This window comes from Kitasatospora sp. NPDC088134, assembly GCF_044741705.1.
Lineage (GTDB): Bacteria > Actinomycetota > Actinomycetes > Streptomycetales > Streptomycetaceae > Kitasatospora.
The window spans coordinates 208409-226075 of record NZ_JBIUTD010000003.1; the positions used below are offsets into that span (position 1 = coordinate 208409).

Sequence of the window (17667 nt, forward strand, 5' to 3'; positions counted from 1 at the left end):
AGCGTTTCGCCCCTGTTTCGCCCGCTCGGGCGAAGGGCACACTGGTGGGGACGCGCGACGCTGCGCCTCCCCCCATCCGCCCCGTGACCTGCGGATTATGTCCGGGATGTGGACGACGAATCCCACTTCCCGGCTTGTTGGGCATCATGTAACCTGCACGAAATCGCATCAGGGCCAACGTCGTCCCTTTGCATAGAGCAACTGTTTACGACGACGGGAGAGCCGATGCTGTCCGCATCCACGCCCTCCGGCCACGAGAACGCGAAGGCCGCCGGCCCGTACGCGCTCGTTCCGGACGCGCGCCCCCAGGCCCAGGGTCTGTACGACCCGCGCAACGAGCACGACGCCTGCGGCGTCGGCTTCGTGGCCACGCTGACCGGCATCGCCGACCACAAGATCGTCGAGCAGGCGCTGACCGTGCTGCGCAACCTGGAGCACCGCGGCGCCACCGGCGCCGAGCCGGACTCCGGCGACGGCGCGGGCATCCTGACCCAGGTCCCGGACGCCTTCCTGCGCGCCAAGGTCGACTTCGAGCTCCCCGCCGCCGGCGGCTACGCCGTCGGCATCGCCTTCCTCCCCGAGGACGACGCGGCCGCCGCGGCCGCCGCCACCCGGATCGAGGTCATCGCGGCCGAGGAGGACCTGACCGTCCTCGGCTGGCGCGACGTCCCCGTCACCCCCGACCTGCTGGGCGCCACCGCCCGCTCCGCCATGCCGCGCTTCCGGCAGCTGTTCGTCACGCACGCGGAGCGCACCGGCATCGAGCTGGACCGGGTCGCCTTCGTGCTGCGCAAGCGCGCCGAGCGGGAGGCCGGAGTGTACTTCCCCTCGCTCTCCGCCCGCACCCTGGTCTACAAGGGCATGCTGACCACCGGCCAGCTGGAGCCCTTCTTCCCCGACCTGTCGGACCGGCTCTACGCCTCCGCGATCGGCCTGGTGCACTCGCGCTTCTCCACCAACACCTTCCCGTCCTGGCCGCTCGCCCACCCGTACCGCTTCGTCGCGCACAACGGCGAGATCAACACGGTCAAGGGAAACCGGAACTGGATGACCGCCCGGGAGTCCCAGCTCGCCACCGACCTGATCCCCGGCGACCTGGACCGGATCTTCCCGGTCTGCACCCCGGACCACTCCGACTCGGCGTCCTTCGACGAGGTGCTGGAACTGCTCCACCTCGGCGGCCGCTCGCTGCCGCACGCGGTGCTGATGATGATCCCGGAGGCGTGGGAGAACCACGCCACCATGGACCCGGCCCGCCGCGCGTTCTACCAGTACCACTCCAACCTGATGGAGCCCTGGGACGGCCCGGCCTGCGTCACCTTCACCGACGGCACCCGGATCGGCGCCGTCCTGGACCGCAACGGCCTGCGCCCGGCCCGGTACTGGATCACCGAGGACGGCCTGGTCGTGCTCTCCTCCGAGGTCGGCGTGCTCGACATCGACCAGGAGAAGGTCACCCGCAAGGGCCGCCTGCAGCCCGGCCGGATGTTCCTGATCGACACCGCCGAGCACCGGATCGTCGAGGACGAGGAGATCAAGTCCGCCCTCGCCGCCGAGCACCCCTACGAGGAGTGGGTCGCCGCCGGGCAGATCCAGCTCGCCAAGCTCCCCGAGCGCGAGCACATCGCCCACACCCACGCCTCGGTGACGCGCCGTCAGCAGACCTTCGGCTACACCGAGGAGGAGCTGCGGGTCATCCTCGCGCCGATGGCGAAGACCGGCGGCGAGGCGCTCGGCTCGATGGGCACCGACTCGCCGATCGCCGCGCTCAGCGAGAAGCCGCGCCTGCTGTTCGACTACTTCACCCAGCTGTTCGCCCAGGTCACCAACCCGCCGCTGGACGCGATCCGCGAAGAGCTGGTCACCTCGCTGCACAGCAACCTCGGCCCCGAGGGCAACCTGCTGGACGCCACCCCGGCGCACTGCCGCTCGGTCGGCATCACCTTCCCGGTGATCGACAACGACGAGCTGGCCAAGCTCGTCCACATCAACGCCGACGGCGACCAGTCCGGCCTGAAGGCCGTCACGCTCTCCGGCCTGTACAAGGTCGCGGCCGGCGGCGCGGGCCTGGCCGCCCGGCTCGCCGAGATCGCCGCCGAGGCCGACGCCGCGATCGCCGACGGCGCCCGCATCGTCGTCCTCTCCGACCGGCACTCGGACGCCGAGCACGCGCCGATCCCGTCGCTGCTGCTCACCTCGGCGGTCCACCACCACCTGATCCGCACCAAGCAGCGCACCCAGGTGTCGCTGCTGGTCGAGGCCGGCGACGTCCGCGAGGTGCACCACGTCGCGCTGCTGGTCGGCTACGGCGCCGGCGCGGTCAACCCGTACCTGGCCATGGAGACGGTCGAGGACCTGGTCGCCCAGGGCGTGTTCGTGTCGGGCATCGAGCCCGAGAAGGCGATCAAGAACCTGATCAAGGCGCTCGGCAAGGGCGTCCTGAAGGTGATGTCCAAGATGGGCATCTCCACCGTCGCCTCCTACCGCGGCGCGCAGGTCTTCGAGGCCATCGGCCTCTCCCAGGAGCTGGTGGACGCCTACTTCGCCGGCACCACCACCAAGCTCGGCGGCATCGGCCTGGACGAGATCGCCAAGGAGACCGCCGCCCGCCACGCCAAGGCCTACCCGGCCTCCGGCATCCCCGCCGCGCACCGCGCGCTGGAGATCGGCGGCGAGTACCAGTGGCGCCGCGAGGGCGAGCCGCACCTGTTCGACCCGGAGACCGTGTTCCGCCTCCAGCACTCCACCCGCACCAAGCGCTACGACGTCTTCAAGCAGTACACGGACCGGGTGAACGCCCAGTCCGAGCGCCTGATGACGCTGCGCGGCCTGTTCCAGCTGGACGCCCTCGGCCGGACCCCGATCCCGATCGAGGAGGTCGAGCCGGTCTCCGAGATCGTCAAGCGGTTCTCCACCGGCGCGATGTCCTACGGCTCCATCTCGATGGAGGCGCACGAGACCCTCGCGATCGCGATGAACCGGCTCGGCGCCAAGTCGAACACCGGCGAGGGCGGCGAGGACCCGGAGCGCCTGTACGACCCCGAGCGCCGCTCGGCGATCAAGCAGGTCGCCTCCGGCCGGTTCGGCGTCACCTCCGAGTACCTGGTCAACGCCGACGACATCCAGATCAAGATGGCCCAGGGCGCCAAGCCCGGCGAGGGCGGCCAGCTGCCCGGCCACAAGGTCTACCCGTGGGTGGCGAAGACCCGGCACTCGACCCCGGGCGTCGGCCTGATCTCCCCGCCGCCGCACCACGACATCTACTCCATCGAGGACCTGGCCCAGCTGATCCACGACCTCAAGAACGCCAACCCGCAGGCCCGCGTCCACGTGAAGCTGGTCTCCGAGGTCGGCGTCGGCACGGTCGCGGCCGGCGTCTCCAAGGCGCACGCGGACGTGGTGCTGATCTCCGGCCACGACGGCGGCACCGGCGCCTCCCCGCTCACCTCGCTCAAGCACGCGGGCGGCCCCTGGGAGCTCGGCCTTGCCGAGACCCAGCAGACCCTGCTGCTCAACGGCCTGCGCGACCGCATCGTGGTGCAGACCGACGGCCAGCTGAAGACCGGCCGCGACGTGGTCATCGCCGCCCTGCTGGGCGCCGAGGAGTTCGGCTTCGCGACCGCCCCGCTGGTGGTCTCCGGCTGCATCATGATGCGGGTCTGCCACCTGGACACCTGCCCGGTCGGCGTCGCCACCCAGAACCCGGTGCTGCGCGAGCGCTTCACCGGCAAGCCCGAATTCGTGGTCAACTTCTTCGAGTTCATCGCCGAGGAGGTCCGCGAGATCCTCGCCGGGCTGGGCTTCCGCTCGATCGAGGAGGCCGTCGGCCACGCCGAGCACATCGACGCCCAGGCCGCCGTCGACCACTGGAAGGCCGCCGGACTCGACCTGGCCCCGCTGTTCCACGTCCCCGAGCTGCCCGAGGGCGCGGCCCTGCACCGCACCACCGAGCAGGACCACGCCCTCGACAAGGCCCTCGACAACCAGCTGATCGAGCTGGCCGAGGACGCCCTGGAGCGCGGCGAGGCGGTCCGCATCCAGCTGCCGATCCGCAACGTCAACCGCACCGTCGGCACCATGCTCGGCCACGAGGTCACCAAGCGGTACCGCGGCGCGGGCCTGCCCGAGGGCACCATCGACGTCACCTTCACCGGCTCGGCCGGCCAGTCCTTCGGCGCCTTCGTGCCCAGCGGCGTGACGCTGCGCCTGGAGGGCGACGCCAACGACTACGTCGGCAAGGGCCTGTCCGGCGGCGTGATCGTGGTCCGTCCCGCCCGGGACGCCGCCGCGATCGGCGCCGACGCGCAGAACCACGTGATCGCCGGCAACACCATCGGCTACGGCGCCACCTCGGGCCGCATCCACCTGCGCGGCAAGGCCGGCGAGCGGTTCGCGGTCCGCAACTCCGGCGCCACCCTGGTGGTGGAGGGCGTGGGCGACCACGGCCTGGAGTACATGACCGGCGGCCGGGTGCTGATCCTCGGCGAGACCGGCCGCAACCTGGCGGCGGGCATGTCCGGCGGCATCGCCTACGTGCTCGACCTCCGCCCGGCCAACGTCAACAGCGGCATGGTGGGCATCGAGGCCCCGAGCGCCGACGACCGCGAGTGGCTGCGCGAGACCGTCCAGCAGCACTACGAGGAGACCGGCTCCACCGTCGCCGCCGAGCTCCTGGCGGACTGGGGCAGCGGCGTCTCCCGCTTCTCCAAGATCATGCCGACCGACTACAAGGCCGTGCTCGCCGCCAAGGACGCTGCCGAGCGCGACGGCCTCTCCGAGGCCGACACCACTCGCAAGATGATGGAGGCGGCACATGGCTGACCCCAAGGGCTTCCTGACCACGCCCAAGCAGCTCGCGGAGCGCCGTCCGGTGGACGTCCGGCTCCGGGACTGGAACGAGGTCTACGTCGAGCGCAGCCTCCTTCCGATCATCAGCAAGCAGGCCGGCCGCTGCATGGACTGCGGCATCCCGTTCTGCCACAACGGCTGCCCGCTCGGGAACCTGATCCCCGAGTGGAACGACCTCGCCTACCGGGACGACTGGACCGGCGCGATCGAGCGGCTGCACGCCACCAACAACTTCCCGGAGTTCACCGGCCGTCTGTGCCCGGCCCCGTGCGAGTCGGCGTGCGTCCTCGGCATCAACCAGGACGCGGTGACCATCAAGAACGTCGAGGTCACCATCATCGACAAGGCCTGGGACCGCGGCGGGGTCACCCCGCAGGTCCCGGAGCGGCTGTCCGGCAAGACCGTCGCCGTGGTCGGCTCCGGCCCGGCTGGCCTGGCCGCCGCCCAGCAGCTCACCCGGGCCGGCCACACCGTGGTGGTGTACGAGCGCGCCGACCGGATCGGCGGCCTGCTGCGCTACGGCATCCCCGAGTTCAAGATGGAGAAGCGCCACATCAACCGCCGCATCGAGCAGATGCGCGCGGAGGGCACCCGGTTCCGCACCGGCGTCGAGGCCGGCGTCGACATCACCGGCCAGGACCTGCGCGCGCGCTTCGACGCGGTCGTGATCGCGGCCGGCGCCACCACCGCCCGCGACCTCCCGGTCCCCGGGCGGGAGTTGAACGGCGTCCACCAGGCGATGGAGTACCTGCCGCTGGCCAACAAGGTCCAGGAGGGCGACTACGTCGACTCCCCGATCTCGGCCAAGGGCAAGCACGTGGTCGTCATCGGCGGTGGCGACACCGGCGCGGACTGCGTCGGCACCGCGCACCGCCAGGGCGCGCTGTCGGTCACCCAGCTGGAGATCATGCCGCGGCCCTCCGAGGAGCGCCCGGCGGGCCAGCCCTGGCCGACCATGCCGATGACCTACAAGGTCACCTCCGCGCACGAGGAGGGCGGCGAGCGGGTGTACTCCGTCTCCACCACCCACTTCGCGGGCGACGAGGACGGCAACGTCCAGGAACTGCACCTGGTCGAGGTCGAGTTCAAGGACGGCAAGTTCGAGCCGGTCCCCGGCAGCGAGCGGTCGATCCCGGCCCAGCTGGTCACCCTCGCCATGGGCTTCACCGGCACCGACGTCAAGAACGGCCTGGTCGAGCAGCTGGGCGTCGAGCTCGACGCCCGCGGCAACGTCGGCCGGGACGGCAAGTTCGGCACCAACGTCGACGGGGTGTACGTTTGCGGTGACGCCGGTCGCGGTCAGTCGCTGATCGTCTGGGCGATCGCGGAGGGCCGCTCGGCCGCCGCGGCGGTCGACAAGTACCTGGGTGGCAAGACCCCGCTCCCCGCCCCGATCAAGCCGACCGACCGTCCCCTGGTGGTCTGACCGACCACCGCCCCCAGAACGCCCGGGCCCCCCGCACGGGGGCCACGGCCGACAGACACCGACCCGCCAGAGCCGCCGGGACCGGTTATTACGACGCCTGCCCATTCCCCGACCAGGTAAGGGCAGGCGTCGCTGTCGTTCCCGGGCCGCACTGCCGGACGTGCTCCCGGCGCTGTCCTGACCGGCGGCGAAACCCGGGCGACCACAACGGCTTGGCCAAATACCGGAAGGCCCTCGCGGAGTGTCGCCGCGCAGTGGCAGACTGCATCCCACGGGATTCCGACGGTCGCTCCGGGGCGGAGGTTTGCATGACTGGCCTGCAGACGGGCAGCGGTGCGACCGCGCGTCGCATCCAGCTGGGTGCCCAACTGCGCCGCCTGCGCGAGTCCCGGGGCGTGACCAGGGAGGACGCGGGCTACTCGATCCGGGCCTCGGAGTCCAAGATCAGCCGGATGGAGCTCGGCCGGGTCGGCTTCAAGCAGCGCGACGTCGCGGACCTGCTGACGCTGTACGGGGTGGAGGACGAGGAGTCCCGGGCCGCCCTGCTCGGCCTGGTCGGCGAGACCAACACCCCGGCCTGGTGGCACGGTTACGGGGACGTCATCCCCGGCTGGTTCCAGACGTACCTCAACCTGGAGGACGCGGCGAACCTGGTCCGCAGCTACGAGGTGCAGTTCGTCCCGGGCCTGCTGCAGACCCCGGAGTACGTGCACGCCGTGATGCGGGCCGGCAGCCCCGCCGCGCCCGAGGAGGAGATCGAGCGCCGCGCCGCCGTCCGGCTGCGCCGCCAGCAGCGCTACCTGGCGGCCGACACCACGGCCCGGCTGGAGCTGATCGTGGACGAGACGGCGCTGCGCCGCCCGTGCGGCGGCGAGGGGGTGATGCGCGCCCAGCTGGAGCGGCTGGCCGAGCTCTCGCTGCGGGAGACCATCAGCCTGCGGGTGCTGCCGCTCGGGATGGGCGCGCTGGCGGCCGACAGCGGGGCGTTCACGCTGCTCTGCTTCCCCGAGCCGGACCTCGCGGACGTGGTCTACGTCGAGCAGTTCACCACCGCGCTGTACCTGGACAAGCCGGCCGAGGTGGAGGAGTACGCCGCGGCGCTGGACCGGGTCGCGGCGGCCGCGCTGTCCGAGGACGGAACCAGGGCGCTTCTCGCGGAGATCCTCCAAGAGGGCTAGTGCGCAATTAAGATGATGATCCGTCAGTAGATGATCATCAGCGCCGAAAGGGTCCTCTCGATGTCCTTGATCGCGGAACTCGCCCAGCAGTACATCGACGGCCAATGGCGGCCGGGCACCGGCTCCTGGGACATCGTCGACCTCGACCCCTACACCGGCGAGAAGCTGGCCTCCTTCACGGTGGCCACCGCCGAGGAGATCGACCAGGCCTACCGCGCCGCCGAGCGCGCCCAGCCCGCCTGGGCCGCCACCAGCCCCTACGAGCGGCGGCTGGTCTTCGAACGGGCCCTGCGGGTGGTCGAGGAGCGCGAGGAGGAGATCCTCCGGGCGATGACCGCCGAACTCGGCGGCACCCTGCTCAAGTCCGCCTTCGAACTCTCCCTGGTCCGCGAGATGCTGCGGGAGGCCGGCTCGCTCGCGCTGCGCGCCGAGGGGAAGATCCTGCCCTCGCCGGTGCCCGGCAAGGAGAACCGGCTCTACCGGCTCCCGGTCGGCGTGGTCGGCGTGATCAGCCCGTTCAACGCGCCGGTGTTCCTCTCGCTGAAGGCCGTCGCCCCCGCGCTCGCCCTCGGCAACGCCGTCGTCCTCAAGCCGCACCAGGACGCCCCCGTCACCGGCGGCACCCTGATCGCCAAGGTCTTCGAGGAGGCCGGCCTGCCCGCGGGCCTGCTCAACGTCGTGCTCACCGACATCGCCGAGATCGGCGACGCCTTCATCGAGCACCCCGTGCCCAAGGTGATCTCCTTCACCGGCTCCGACTCGGTCGGCCGGCACGTCGCCACCGTCGCCGCGGGCCACCTCAAGCGCACCGTGCTCGAACTCGGCGGCAACAGTGCCCTGGTGGTGCTCGACGACGCCGACCTCGACTACGCGGTCGACGCCGCGGTGGCCAGCCGCTACCTGCACCAGGGCCAGATCTGCATGGCCGCCAACCGCATCCTGGTCGACCGCAGCGTCTTCGCCGAGTTCAGCGAGAAGTTCACCGCCAAGGCCGCCGCCCTGGTGGTCGGCGACCCGGGCGACCCCGCCACCCAGCTCGGCCCGCTGATCAACTCGGCCCAGGCCGAGGCGATCACCGGCGAGGTCGAGCGGGCGATCGCCGACGGCGCCCGCCCGCTGCTGCACGGCAGCACCGTCGGCACCCTGGTCCGCCCCAGCGTGCTGACCGACATCCCGGCCGACGCGCCGATCCTGCGCCGCGAGGTCTTCGGCCCCGTCGCGCTGCTGATCCCGTTCGACGGCGAGGACGAGGCCGTCCGGATCGCCAACGACACGCCCTTCGGGCTCTCCGGCGCCGTGCACACCGCGGACGTCGAGCGCGGCGTGCGGTTCGCGCAGCGGATCGACACCGGCATGATGCACGTCAACGACGGCACCATCGCGGACGAGGCGGTGGTCCCGTTCGGCGGCGAGAAGAGCTCCGGCACCGGCCGGCTCAACGGCGACAGCAGCATCGAGGCGTTCACCACCGTCAAGTGGATCTCGATCCAGCACGGGCGCTCGCAGTTCCCGTTCTGACCCTCCGCCCGGGTCGGGCCGCACCGTCAACGGTGCGGCCCTGCCCGGGAGTTCAGTGCTCCGTGCGGAGCACGAAAGCCTCCAGCTCGGTGCCGTACCAGCGGTCGGTGCGGCCCAGCGGCGTCATGCCCAGGCGCCGGCAGACGGCGATCGAGGGCGCGTTGCCGGGGCGGACCACGGCGTGCACCTCGGGCAGGGCGGCCCGCTCCAGGACGGCGCGGGCGGCCTCCGTCGCGTAGCCGCGGCCCCAGCTGTCCGGGTGGAAGTGCCAGCCCACCTCGACCTCGCCGTCGCCGCCGGGGATCGGCACCAGCAGCACCGAGCCCGCCACCACGCCGGTCTCCCGGACCTCGACCGCCCAGACGCCGAACCGGCCGTCCGGCGTGCAGCGGGCGGCGAACCGCCCGATCAGGGCGTCGGCCTCGGCCGGCGAGGCGAGGGCGCGCGGCTCGGCGCCCAGCCAGCGGGCCACCTCCCAGCGGGAGTAGAGGTCGTACGCGCGGTCGCGGTCGGCCGGGCCCCAGGGGCGCAGCAGCAGGCGGTCGGTGGTGGTCGGCACGACAGCAGGCTACTGCGGCCGGACCAGGGCCGTCAGCGGGACCTGCGGCCGCCCGTCGGCGAGGCCGAGGACCACCCGGGTGCCGAGCGGGCGGGAGAGCCGGAACTCGACCGGGGCCGAGTACAGGGCCATGGTGCACGCCTCGTGCGGGCCGAGCCTGCGCGGGGTGGCGTGCCCGATCAGCACCACCGCGAGGTCGGTCTCGTAGACCGTGCCGGGGTCGAGCGTCGCGCAGCCGAACGGGACGCCCGCGGTGAGCACCAGCCCGTCGGCGGAGACCGAGCGCAGGCCGGTGCCGATGCCGTCGCCGGACCAGGTCGGGACGGTGGCGGGCGGCGGCTGCTGGGGGAGCACGGCCGGGTAGCGGAACGGCGCGGCGTAGCCCTCGATCGTGAACTCCCAGGTGCCGATGGTGGCCCGGCCCCGGCTGGTGGTGACCTCGGCGGTGCCGGGCCGGACGGCGGTGACGGCGAGCCGGGCGCCGCAGTCCCCGGAGCAGGCGCCGTCGTGGTGGGTGAGCCCGTCCAGCACGTCCTGGGCGGAGCGCTGCGGCAGGGCGAGGGTCGAGCCGTCGGCGAACCGGACCTCGGAGAGGCCGGAGACCGAGACCGGCAGCGCGGTGCGCAGGTCGAGGTGCCCGTTGAGGTAGGCGGCCTTGTCGGCGCCGCCGTGGAAGGCGTCGGCGGGCAGCCACTCCGCAGGGGCGTCGATCGGGTAGTAGCCGTGCTCCCAGGTCTGCTGCGCGGCCGAGCCGGGCCAGGCCGCGGCCACCCGGGCGGCCTGCTCGGCGGCCGAACCGGTGGCGGGCCGCACCTCGGGCCCGGCGGTGAGCAGCGTGGGCAGTGGCGCTCCGCCGGGTCCGGCCAGCCCCGCCGCTCCGCCCGACCCGCAGCCGCTCAGCAGTAGCGCCCCCAGTGCCGCCGCCAGGATGGTGATCCGTCCGCGCATCGCGCGTCCCCCGTTCAATGGCCGTTCCGTTGACGGGAGTTGGACGGGGCACCCGGCGGACCGGTTCCCGGGGTGCCGGGGAAACGGTGCCGGGGGAAATGCCGCAGGGGCCGCCCCGGCGATCCGGAACGGCCCCCGCACGCGAGGAACTGAGGAACTGAGGGACTAGAAGACCGGCACGCCGGCCCGGACCAGGCGCCAGCCGCTCTTGCCGAAGAAGTCGGCCGGGTCGATGACGCCCTTGGCCTTCACCCAGGCGATCATGGTGTTGCGGATCTCGTCGGAGTTCGCCCACACCTGCTGGGCCTTGGCGACGTGCGGGAAGTTGCCGCCGCCGTTGGCGCGGTAGTTGTTGACCGCCAGGACGAACTGCGCGGCCGGGTCGACCGGGGCGCCCTGGTACGACAGGTTGACGATCCGGCTGCCGACCGGCTGCGCGATGTCGATGTCGTAGCTGACGCCGTAGAGCGAGTCGTAGTTGTAGTCGGGGGTGTTGTTGGACTGGTTGGTCAGGGTGTCCGGGTTGATCGGCGCACCCGGGGCGACCTGGGCGTAGTACTTGGCGGAGTACTCCAGGTAGTCCTTGATCTGGGCACCCGTCAGCAGGCGGGCCTCCAGGGTGTTCTCGTAGATGTACAGGCCGGCCGCGTCGCGCAGCTTGACCTGCCCGGACGGGATGGCGGCGGTCCGGTTGAACGGGGCGGCCTGGGCCAGCACCGGCAGGTTGGCGTACTGGCCGCCGGCCAGCGCGGTGCGCACCGCGTCGGCCTGGACCCGGCCGATCAGGTCGATGATCGGGGTGTCCTTGAACCGGGCCTCGGCGATGGAGAGGTTCTCCTTGCAGGTGCCGATGACCTGGTTGACGTAGGCCACGACCTTCTGGTGCTGGGCCTCGACCAGCTTGGTGATCTTCGGGTCCTCGGCGACCGTGTTGGAGTTCAGCAGGCTCGCGGTCACGCCGGTGACGGTCCAGTGGCCGCGGGAGAACTCGACCTCGAAGTCGAAGCAGGTCAGCCGCTCGCCCCAGAGCGCGGGCTCGGACAGCACGACGTTCTTGCCGGTCTGCTGGTTGACCACGATCCGCTGCGGGATCTCCTTGTGGGCGTGGCCGACCAGGATCGCGTCGATGCCCGGCACGGTGGCGGCCAGCGCGGCGCCCGCGTTCTCCGCGTAGGGCAGCTGGTCGCCCCAGGAGGACGGGTCGTCGATGCCGGTGTGGGCGGTGACCACGACCACGTCGGCGCCGGCGGCGCGGACCTTCGGCACCCACTTGGCGGCGATCTCGGGGATGCCCGGGAAGGTCAGCTTGCCCTGCACGTTGGCCTTGTCCCAGATCGCGATGCCCGGGTTGGTCAGGCCGAGGATGCCGACCCGGATCGGGCGGCCGTGGCCGAGGTGCAGCTCGCGGATCACGTACGGCGGGAAGGCCGGCTTCTCGTTCTTGGCGTCCAGCGCGTTGGCGCCCAGCAGCGGGAAGTCCAACTGGCCCTGGTAGGCGCGCAGCAGCGGGATGCCGTAGTTGAACTCGTGGTTGCCGAGGGCGGCGGCGTCGTAGCCGATCGCGTTCATCGCGGCGGCCATCGGGTGGCGCGGGGCCTTCTTGCCGGTGATCGGCTCGACCCGGGCGAAGTAGTAGGCGAGCTGGGTGCCCTGGATGGTGTCGCCGGCGTCGATCAGCAGGGTGCGGCCGCGGCCCTTCGCCGCGCGGACCTGCTCGACCAGGGTGGAGATCTTGGCCAGGCCGACGTCGTTGTGCGCCTTGTCGTCGTACTCGGAGTCGGTGAAGTACTCCCAGTTGAGGACGTGGCCGTGCAGGTCGGTGGTGCCCATCACGGTGAAGTTCGCCTTGAACGGGGCGTGGCCCCGGCCGTGGGACTCGTCCCGGTCGAGGTCCGCGGCCGTGGCGGGGGTGGCCGCGGCGGCGGACAGGCCGCCGACCAGGGCGGCCCCGGCCGCGGTGGCGGCGGAGCGGGTGACGAAGTCACGGCGGTTCAGGGTCATCGAGGACTCCAAGTCGGGGCATGCGGGGCGTGCGGGCCGTCAACCGGGACCGGGAGGAGGGCAGCTGACACCCCGCCACCCGTGGTGACGCGCGTAGAAAACGCGTCTGGCAGTCTGCCCGGTTCTCGCCGCCGGGACCAGACCCGCGAGCTTTCCAACAGGTGAGATCCCGGTTACCCACCCGTGACGGCGCCCGCTCCGACCGCACGCGCGTGCGTCAACGGCGCGGGCCGCGGACCACCCTCCCGCCACCCGCCGCGGCAGCGTGGTCCGTTCACCGGATATTTCGCCAACTGCCATGGCGGGACTGGCCGGAACCGCGCTGTTACGTCCCGGTAATGCCTAGGCTCTGCGGTATGCGCCGAGCAAAAATCGTTTGTACTCTCGGGCCCGCCGCGGACTCGTACGACCAGATCAAGGCCCTGGTCGACGCCGGCATGGACATCGCCCGACTGAACCTCAGCCACGGCTCCCACGCGGAGCACGAAGACCGCTACCACCGGGTCCGCAAGGCCTCCGACGAGACCGGCCGCAGCGTCGGCGTGCTCGCCGACCTGCAGGGCCCGAAGATCCGGCTGGACACCTTCGCCGACGGGCCGGTCCTGCTCGAACGCGGGGACGAGTTCACCATCACCGTCGAGGACGTCCCGGGCGACCGGGAGATCTGCGGCACCACCTACAAGGGCCTCGCCGCGGACGTCTCGCGCGGCGAGCGGATCCTGGTCGACGACGGCCGGGTCTGCCTGGAGGTCACCCACGTCGAGGGCCCCCGGGTGCACTGCATCGTCATCGAGGGGGGCCTGGTCTCCGACCACAAGGGCCTCAACCTCCCCGGGGTCGCCGTCTCGGTGCCCGCGCTCTCCGACAAGGACGTCGAAGACCTGCGCTGGGCCCTGCGGACCGGGGCCGACATCATCGCGCTGTCGTTCGTGCGCAGCGGGAAGGACGTCGACGAGGTGCACCGGATCATGGCCGAGGAGGGCCGCCGGATCCCGGTCATCGCCAAGATCGAGAAGCCGCAGGCGGTGGAGGACCTCGAATCCATCGTGGACGCCTTCGACGGCATCATGGTCGCCCGCGGCGACCTGGGCGTCGAACTCCCGCTGGAGCAGGTGCCGATGGTCCAGAAGCGGGCGATCAAGCTGGCCAAGCGCAACGCCAAGCCGGTGATCGTCGCCACCCAGATGCTGGACTCGATGATCAACGCCTCCCGGCCGACCCGCGCCGAGGCCTCCGACGTCGCCAACGCGGTGCTGGACGGCACCGACGCGGTGATGCTCTCCGGCGAGACCTCGGTCGGCAAGTACCCGGTCGAGACGGTGAAGACGATGGCCCGGATCGTCGAGGCCGCCGAGGAGGACGTCCTGGCGGCCGGCCTGCCCGCCCTCACCGCCAGCAGCAAGCCGCGCACCCAGGGCGGCGCGGTCGCCCGCGCGGCCGCCGAGATCGGCGACTTCCTGAACGCCAAGTACCTGATCGCGTTCACCCAGAGCGGCGACACCGCCCGCCGGCTGACCCGCTACCGCTCGCCGATCCCGGTCCTGGCGTTCACCTACGAGCCCGCCGTGCGCAGCCAGTTGGCGCTCACCTGGGGCGTGGAGACCTTCCTCGGCCCGTTCGTCACCACCACCGACGAACTGGTCGCCCAGGTCGACTCCGCGCTGATCGGCCTGGGCCGCTGCAAGCCCGGCGACACCGTGATCATCACGGCCGGCTCCCCGCCCGGCCTGGCCGGCTCGACCAACCTGGTCCGGGTCCACCACGTCGGCCAGCCCGCCAACTGACCCCGCCCCGGAGGAGCCGCCCCGTTCGGGGCGGCCCCTCCGGCCCGCCCGCACCATCAGTCCTTCGGGCCGACGTGCGCGTCCAGGAGTTCCACGGCGGCCCGGCGGGCGATCGAGACGTTCACCGCTCCGGACGCCCGCCGGTTCGATTTCCACGGCACGCCGACGGCATCGAGGGTGTCGGTGAACAGCCGCACGATGTCGGGCGAGGTGTTGGTGAAGAGGTACCGCGGGTATGCGTGGCGCCGGACCTCGCCGCGCACCGTCCGGGTCGCCCGGTTGGTGATCCGACAGCCGTCGGAGTGGATCAGCCCGCGCAGCAGCTCCCAGGGGTGGCGGTCGGCCAGCTCCTGCTGCCAGGGCTCGAGGACGATGGGGCGCTCGTGCTTCTTCCCGGGACCGTGCTGGGGGAAGTGGCAGACCAGGTGGGTCGAGTAGACCTTGACGTCCTGGCAGCCGGTACGGCGGACTCGGCAGGGCCGGTTGTGGGGCAGCACCACGCGCATGGCCCGCTCGACGGAGTCCACCACCCCGGGCCACTTGTCGTCGCAGCTGATCGAGAGAGCCGGGCTGCGGTGCTGCGCGGGGTGCACGATGTGGCCGTCCCCGAGGTAGAGGCCGAGGAGGTAGCAGTAGGCGGGGCCGTCGAGGGGATCGCCGAAGCAGCGAGGGCAGGTCGACCGTTTCCGGCCGGGGAGCATGCCCCGTCCGGCCAGGTCGCGGTGTTTCCACCACGCGACCGTGCCGCTCGGCACGCACAGCCTCCGGGCGACGTCGGCGTTCGGGACCCCCTGTCGCAGCAGGTGGGTCGCCTGGTCCCGGATCGATCGCTCAACCATGGCGACAGCTTCGCCGGTAGGAGGCCCGCGAGGGGCTGACTTGCCGGGCTTCACCCCAAAAGGTGAGCCGTCGGCAGTCCTGCCCTTTGATCGAAAAGTCATCGTGCGTGCCGGGTGCGGGATTCGAACCCGCAAGCCCTCTCGGGCAGATGTGTTTGAGACATCCGTGTATGCCGTTCCACCAACCCGGCGAGGGCGGGTGGGAGAAGGATACCCTGTGCGCGCTCCCGGTTGCAGCTGGGTAGGCTCGTGCATGCAGCACCCCGCCGGACCGAGGAGCCCCGTGAGCACCGCCGACGAGCAGGCCCAGCCGCTTGACACCGACTCGCCCCAGATCACCCGAATCGTCATCGCCGAGGACGAGGCGCTCATCCGCCTCGACCTGAAGGAGATGCTGGAGGAGGAGGGCTACACCGTGGTCGGTGAGGCCGGTGACGGCGAGACCGCGGTGAAGCTGGTGGAGGAGCTCAAGCCCGACCTGGCCATCCTGGACGTCAAGATGCCGGTGCTGGACGGCCTGTCCGCCGCCGAGCGGATCCACGAGCAGCACCTGGCGCCGGTGCTGATGCTCACCGCGTTCTCCCAGCGCGAGCTGGTCGACCGGGCCCGGGACGCCGGCGCGATGGCCTACATCGTCAAGCCGTTCAGCAAGAGCGACCTGGTGCCGGCGATCGAGATGGCGGTCTCCCGCTACACCGAGATGCGCACCCTGGAGCAGGAGATCGCGGACCTCTCGCAGCGGCTGGAGACCCGCAAGCTGGTCGACCGGGCCAAGAGCGTGCTGCAGACCAAGTTCGGGCTGAACGAGCCCGCCGCGTTCCGCTGGATCCAGAAGACCTCGATGGACCGCCGGATGACCATGGCCGCCGTCGCCGAGGCCGTGATCGAGGAGGGCGCCGCCCAGGACCGCAAGAAGGCCGAGGCCGCCGAGAGCTGATCCACCCGGCACACGACGGTGCCCCGGCCCCCGCGAGGGGGCCGGGGCACCGTGCTGACGGGAGGTCAGTCCTCGCCGAGGTACTGGCGGCGCACCGAATCGTCGTGCAGCAGCTCCGCGCCGGTGCCGGAGAGGGTGATCTCGCCGGTGGTCATCACGTACGCCCGGTCGGAGAGCGAGAGCGCGGCCTGCGCGTTCTGCTCGACCAGCAGGACGGTCATGCCGGAGGCCTTCAGCTCCACGATGGTCGCCATGATCTTCTGCATCATCAGCGGGGACAGGCCCATCGAGGGCTCGTCCAGCATGAGCAACCTGGGCCGGGACATCAGCGCGCGGCCCATGGCGAGCATCTGCTGCTCGCCGCCGGAGAGCGTGCCGGCGGCCTGCCGGCGGCGCTCGCCGAGGATCGGGAAGAGCGTGTAGGCGCGCTCGACGTCCTCGGTGATGCCGGCCGCGTCCTTGCGGAGGAACGCGCCGAGGAGCAGGTTCTCCTCGATCGTCATCCGCGGGAAGATGTGCCGGCCCTCGGGGGAGTGCGCCAGGCCCAGCGACACGATCTTGTGCGCGGGAACGGTGTCGATCGCCGCGCCCTCGAACAGGATCTTGCCCGCAGTCGGCCGGAGCAGGCCGGAGAGCGTGCGCAGGGTGGTGGTCTTGCCGGCGCCGTTGGTGCCGATCAGCGTGGTGACCTCGCCCTGGTTCACCGTGAAGCTGATGCCCTTGACGGCCTTGATCTTGCCGTAGGCGACGTGGAGGTCCTCGACCTCGAGCAGAGCGGTCACTGGTCGTCCTCCGTACCTGCGGTGGTGCCTTCGAGCGGGGTGCCGAGGTAGGCGGTGATCACGCGCTCGTCGTTCTGGACGGTCTCCTTGTCGCCCTCGACGATCTTCTGGCCCTGGACGAGCACGGCGGTGCGGTCGCACAGGTTGAAGATGAACTTCATGTCGTGCTCGATGACCAGGATGGCGATCCCCTTGTCGCGGATCGCGAAGACCAACTCCTCGGCGGCGTTGGTCTCCTGGGGGTTCATGCCGGCCGTGGGCTCGTCCAGCAGGAGCACCCCGGGCTCGCTGGCGAGCGCGCGGGCGATCTCCAGCTTGCGCTGCTCGCCGTAGGGCAGGTTGCGGGCCAGGTGCTCGGCCTTGTGGGCGAGGCCGCAGAACTCCAGGAGCTCCATGGCCTTCGCGCGGCTCTCGGCCTCGGCCCGCTTGTAGCCGGGACCGCGCAGGATGGCCGAGAACAGGCCCTCCTTGGTGCGGGTGTGCCGGCCGACCAGGACGTTCTCCAGGACGGTCATGTTGGCGAACAGCCGGATGTTCTGGAAGGTCCGGGCGATGCCCGCCTGGGTGACCAGGTGCGGCTTGGGCGGCAGCACGGTGCCCTTGTACTTCACCGTGCCCTCGGTGGGCACGTAGAGGCCGGTGAGGCAGTTGAAGAAGGTGGTCTTGCCGGCGCCGTTGGGGCCGATCAGACCGACGATCTCGCCCTCGCCGACGGTCAGGTCGACGTTGCTGACGGCGGTGAGGCCGCCGAAGCGCATGATGACGCCGCTGGCCTCGAGCAGGGGGGCGGGCCCCGGGGTGCCTGCCGGGCGCGGGCCCGGGACGGTCTGGGTGGTCATGGTGTGTC

Annotated in this window: 12 protein-coding genes and 1 tRNA gene; 6 read left to right on the plus strand and 7 right to left on the minus strand. The window is 71.5% G+C overall.

Annotated features, from left to right (window positions below):
• Positions 1-225 precede the first annotated feature (225 nt).
• The 4 genes from gltB to ACIOHG_RS06810 all read left to right on the plus strand — a co-directional run bounded on the left by gltB (position 226) and on the right by ACIOHG_RS06810 (position 8970).
• Entirely contained in the window at positions 226-4821 is a 4596-nt protein-coding gene (gene gltB, locus ACIOHG_RS06795; protein ID WP_400946190.1) for a glutamate synthase large subunit, read from the plus strand.
• Positions 4814-6274, plus strand: coding sequence for a glutamate synthase subunit beta (locus ACIOHG_RS06800; RefSeq protein WP_400946192.1), 1461 nt, complete (start codon positions 4814-4816; stop codon positions 6272-6274). The genes gltB and ACIOHG_RS06800 overlap by 8 nt, the downstream gene beginning before the upstream one ends.
• Positions 6275-6582: 308 nt before the next feature.
• Positions 6583-7452: a helix-turn-helix domain-containing protein gene (locus ACIOHG_RS06805; protein WP_400946195.1), complete on the plus strand. Its 870-nt coding sequence runs from the start codon at positions 6583-6585 to the stop codon at positions 7450-7452.
• Positions 7453-7512: 60 nt separating this feature from the next.
• The gene (locus ACIOHG_RS06810) at positions 7513-8970 is read left to right on the plus strand and encodes an aldehyde dehydrogenase family protein (protein ID WP_400946196.1); all 1458 of its coding nucleotides are present in this window, start codon (positions 7513-7515) and stop codon (positions 8968-8970) included.
• A 52-nt stretch (positions 8971-9022) separates the two neighbouring features.
• On the opposite strand, the gene ACIOHG_RS06815 is transcribed toward ACIOHG_RS06810, so the two are convergent.
• From ACIOHG_RS06815 to ACIOHG_RS06825, 3 genes are all read right to left on the minus strand, one after another.
• Entirely contained in the window at positions 9023-9529 is a 507-nt protein-coding gene (locus ACIOHG_RS06815) for a GNAT family N-acetyltransferase (RefSeq protein ID WP_400946198.1), read from the minus strand.
• Positions 9530-9538: 9 nt separating this feature from the next.
• Positions 9539-10477 (minus strand): hypothetical protein, encoded by a 939-nt coding sequence (locus ACIOHG_RS06820; protein ID WP_400946201.1) that lies wholly within the window; start codon positions 10475-10477, stop codon positions 9539-9541.
• A 165-nt stretch (positions 10478-10642) separates the two neighbouring features.
• Positions 10643-12478, minus strand: a complete 1836-nt coding sequence (locus ACIOHG_RS06825; RefSeq protein ID WP_400946203.1) for a bifunctional metallophosphatase/5'-nucleotidase — start codon at positions 12476-12478, stop codon at positions 10643-10645.
• Positions 12479-12834: 356 nt separating this feature from the next.
• Here ACIOHG_RS06825 and pyk point away from each other — a divergent pair, with 356 nt between their 5' ends.
• Complete coding sequence (gene pyk, locus ACIOHG_RS06830; protein WP_400946205.1) at positions 12835-14262, plus strand: pyruvate kinase; 1428 nt, start codon at positions 12835-12837, stop codon at positions 14260-14262.
• Between the two features lie 56 nt (positions 14263-14318).
• Here the strand turns inward: pyk and ACIOHG_RS06835 are convergent, their stop codons facing one another.
• Together ACIOHG_RS06835 and ACIOHG_RS06840 are read right to left on the minus strand one after the other, a co-directional pair.
• On the minus strand, positions 14319-15101 hold the full coding sequence (locus ACIOHG_RS06835) for a helix-turn-helix domain-containing protein (protein ID WP_400946207.1): 783 nt from the start codon (positions 15099-15101) through the stop codon (positions 14319-14321).
• 108 nt (positions 15102-15209) lie between these two features.
• Positions 15210-15292: transfer RNA gene (locus ACIOHG_RS06840), tRNA-Leu, on the minus strand.
• Positions 15293-15384: 92 nt separating this feature from the next.
• On the opposite strand from ACIOHG_RS06840, the gene ACIOHG_RS06845 reads away from it, so the two are divergent.
• The gene (locus ACIOHG_RS06845; RefSeq protein ID WP_400946209.1) at positions 15385-16038 is read left to right on the plus strand and encodes an ANTAR domain-containing response regulator; all 654 of its coding nucleotides are present in this window, start codon (positions 15385-15387) and stop codon (positions 16036-16038) included.
• A 65-nt stretch (positions 16039-16103) separates the two neighbouring features.
• On the opposite strand, the gene ACIOHG_RS06850 is transcribed toward ACIOHG_RS06845, so the two are convergent.
• Positions 16104-16820 (minus strand): ABC transporter ATP-binding protein, encoded by a 717-nt coding sequence (locus tag ACIOHG_RS06850; protein ID WP_400946211.1) that lies wholly within the window; start codon positions 16818-16820, stop codon positions 16104-16106.
• Positions 16817-17659 (minus strand): ABC transporter ATP-binding protein, encoded by an 843-nt coding sequence (locus ACIOHG_RS06855; protein WP_400946214.1) that lies wholly within the window; start codon positions 17657-17659, stop codon positions 16817-16819. Before ACIOHG_RS06855 ends, ACIOHG_RS06850 begins: the two co-directional genes overlap by 4 nt.
• Between the last annotated feature and the right edge of the window lie 8 nt (positions 17660-17667).

Excerpts from the sequence above, each read along its gene's own strand:
- ACIOHG_RS06835 (WP_400946207.1), bottom strand. The coding sequence starts at position 15,101 with ATGGTTGAGCGATCGATCCGGGACCAGGCGACCCACCTGCTGCGACAG.
- ACIOHG_RS06825 (WP_400946203.1), bottom strand. The coding sequence starts at position 12,478 with ATGACCCTGAACCGCCGTGACTTCGTCACCCGCTCCGCCGCCACCGCG.
- ACIOHG_RS06810 (WP_400946196.1), top strand. The coding sequence starts at position 7,513 with ATGTCCTTGATCGCGGAACTCGCCCAGCAGTACATCGACGGCCAATGG.
- ACIOHG_RS06820 (WP_400946201.1), bottom strand. The coding sequence starts at position 10,477 with ATGCGCGGACGGATCACCATCCTGGCGGCGGCACTGGGGGCGCTACTG.
- ACIOHG_RS06805 (WP_400946195.1), top strand. The coding sequence starts at position 6,583 with ATGACTGGCCTGCAGACGGGCAGCGGTGCGACCGCGCGTCGCATCCAG.
- ACIOHG_RS06800 (WP_400946192.1), top strand. The coding sequence starts at position 4,814 with ATGGCTGACCCCAAGGGCTTCCTGACCACGCCCAAGCAGCTCGCGGAG.
- ACIOHG_RS06855 (WP_400946214.1), bottom strand. The coding sequence starts at position 17,659 with ATGACCACCCAGACCGTCCCGGGCCCGCGCCCGGCAGGCACCCCGGGG.
- gltB (WP_400946190.1), top strand. The coding sequence starts at position 226 with ATGCTGTCCGCATCCACGCCCTCCGGCCACGAGAACGCGAAGGCCGCC.
- pyk (WP_400946205.1), top strand. The coding sequence starts at position 12,835 with ATGCGCCGAGCAAAAATCGTTTGTACTCTCGGGCCCGCCGCGGACTCG.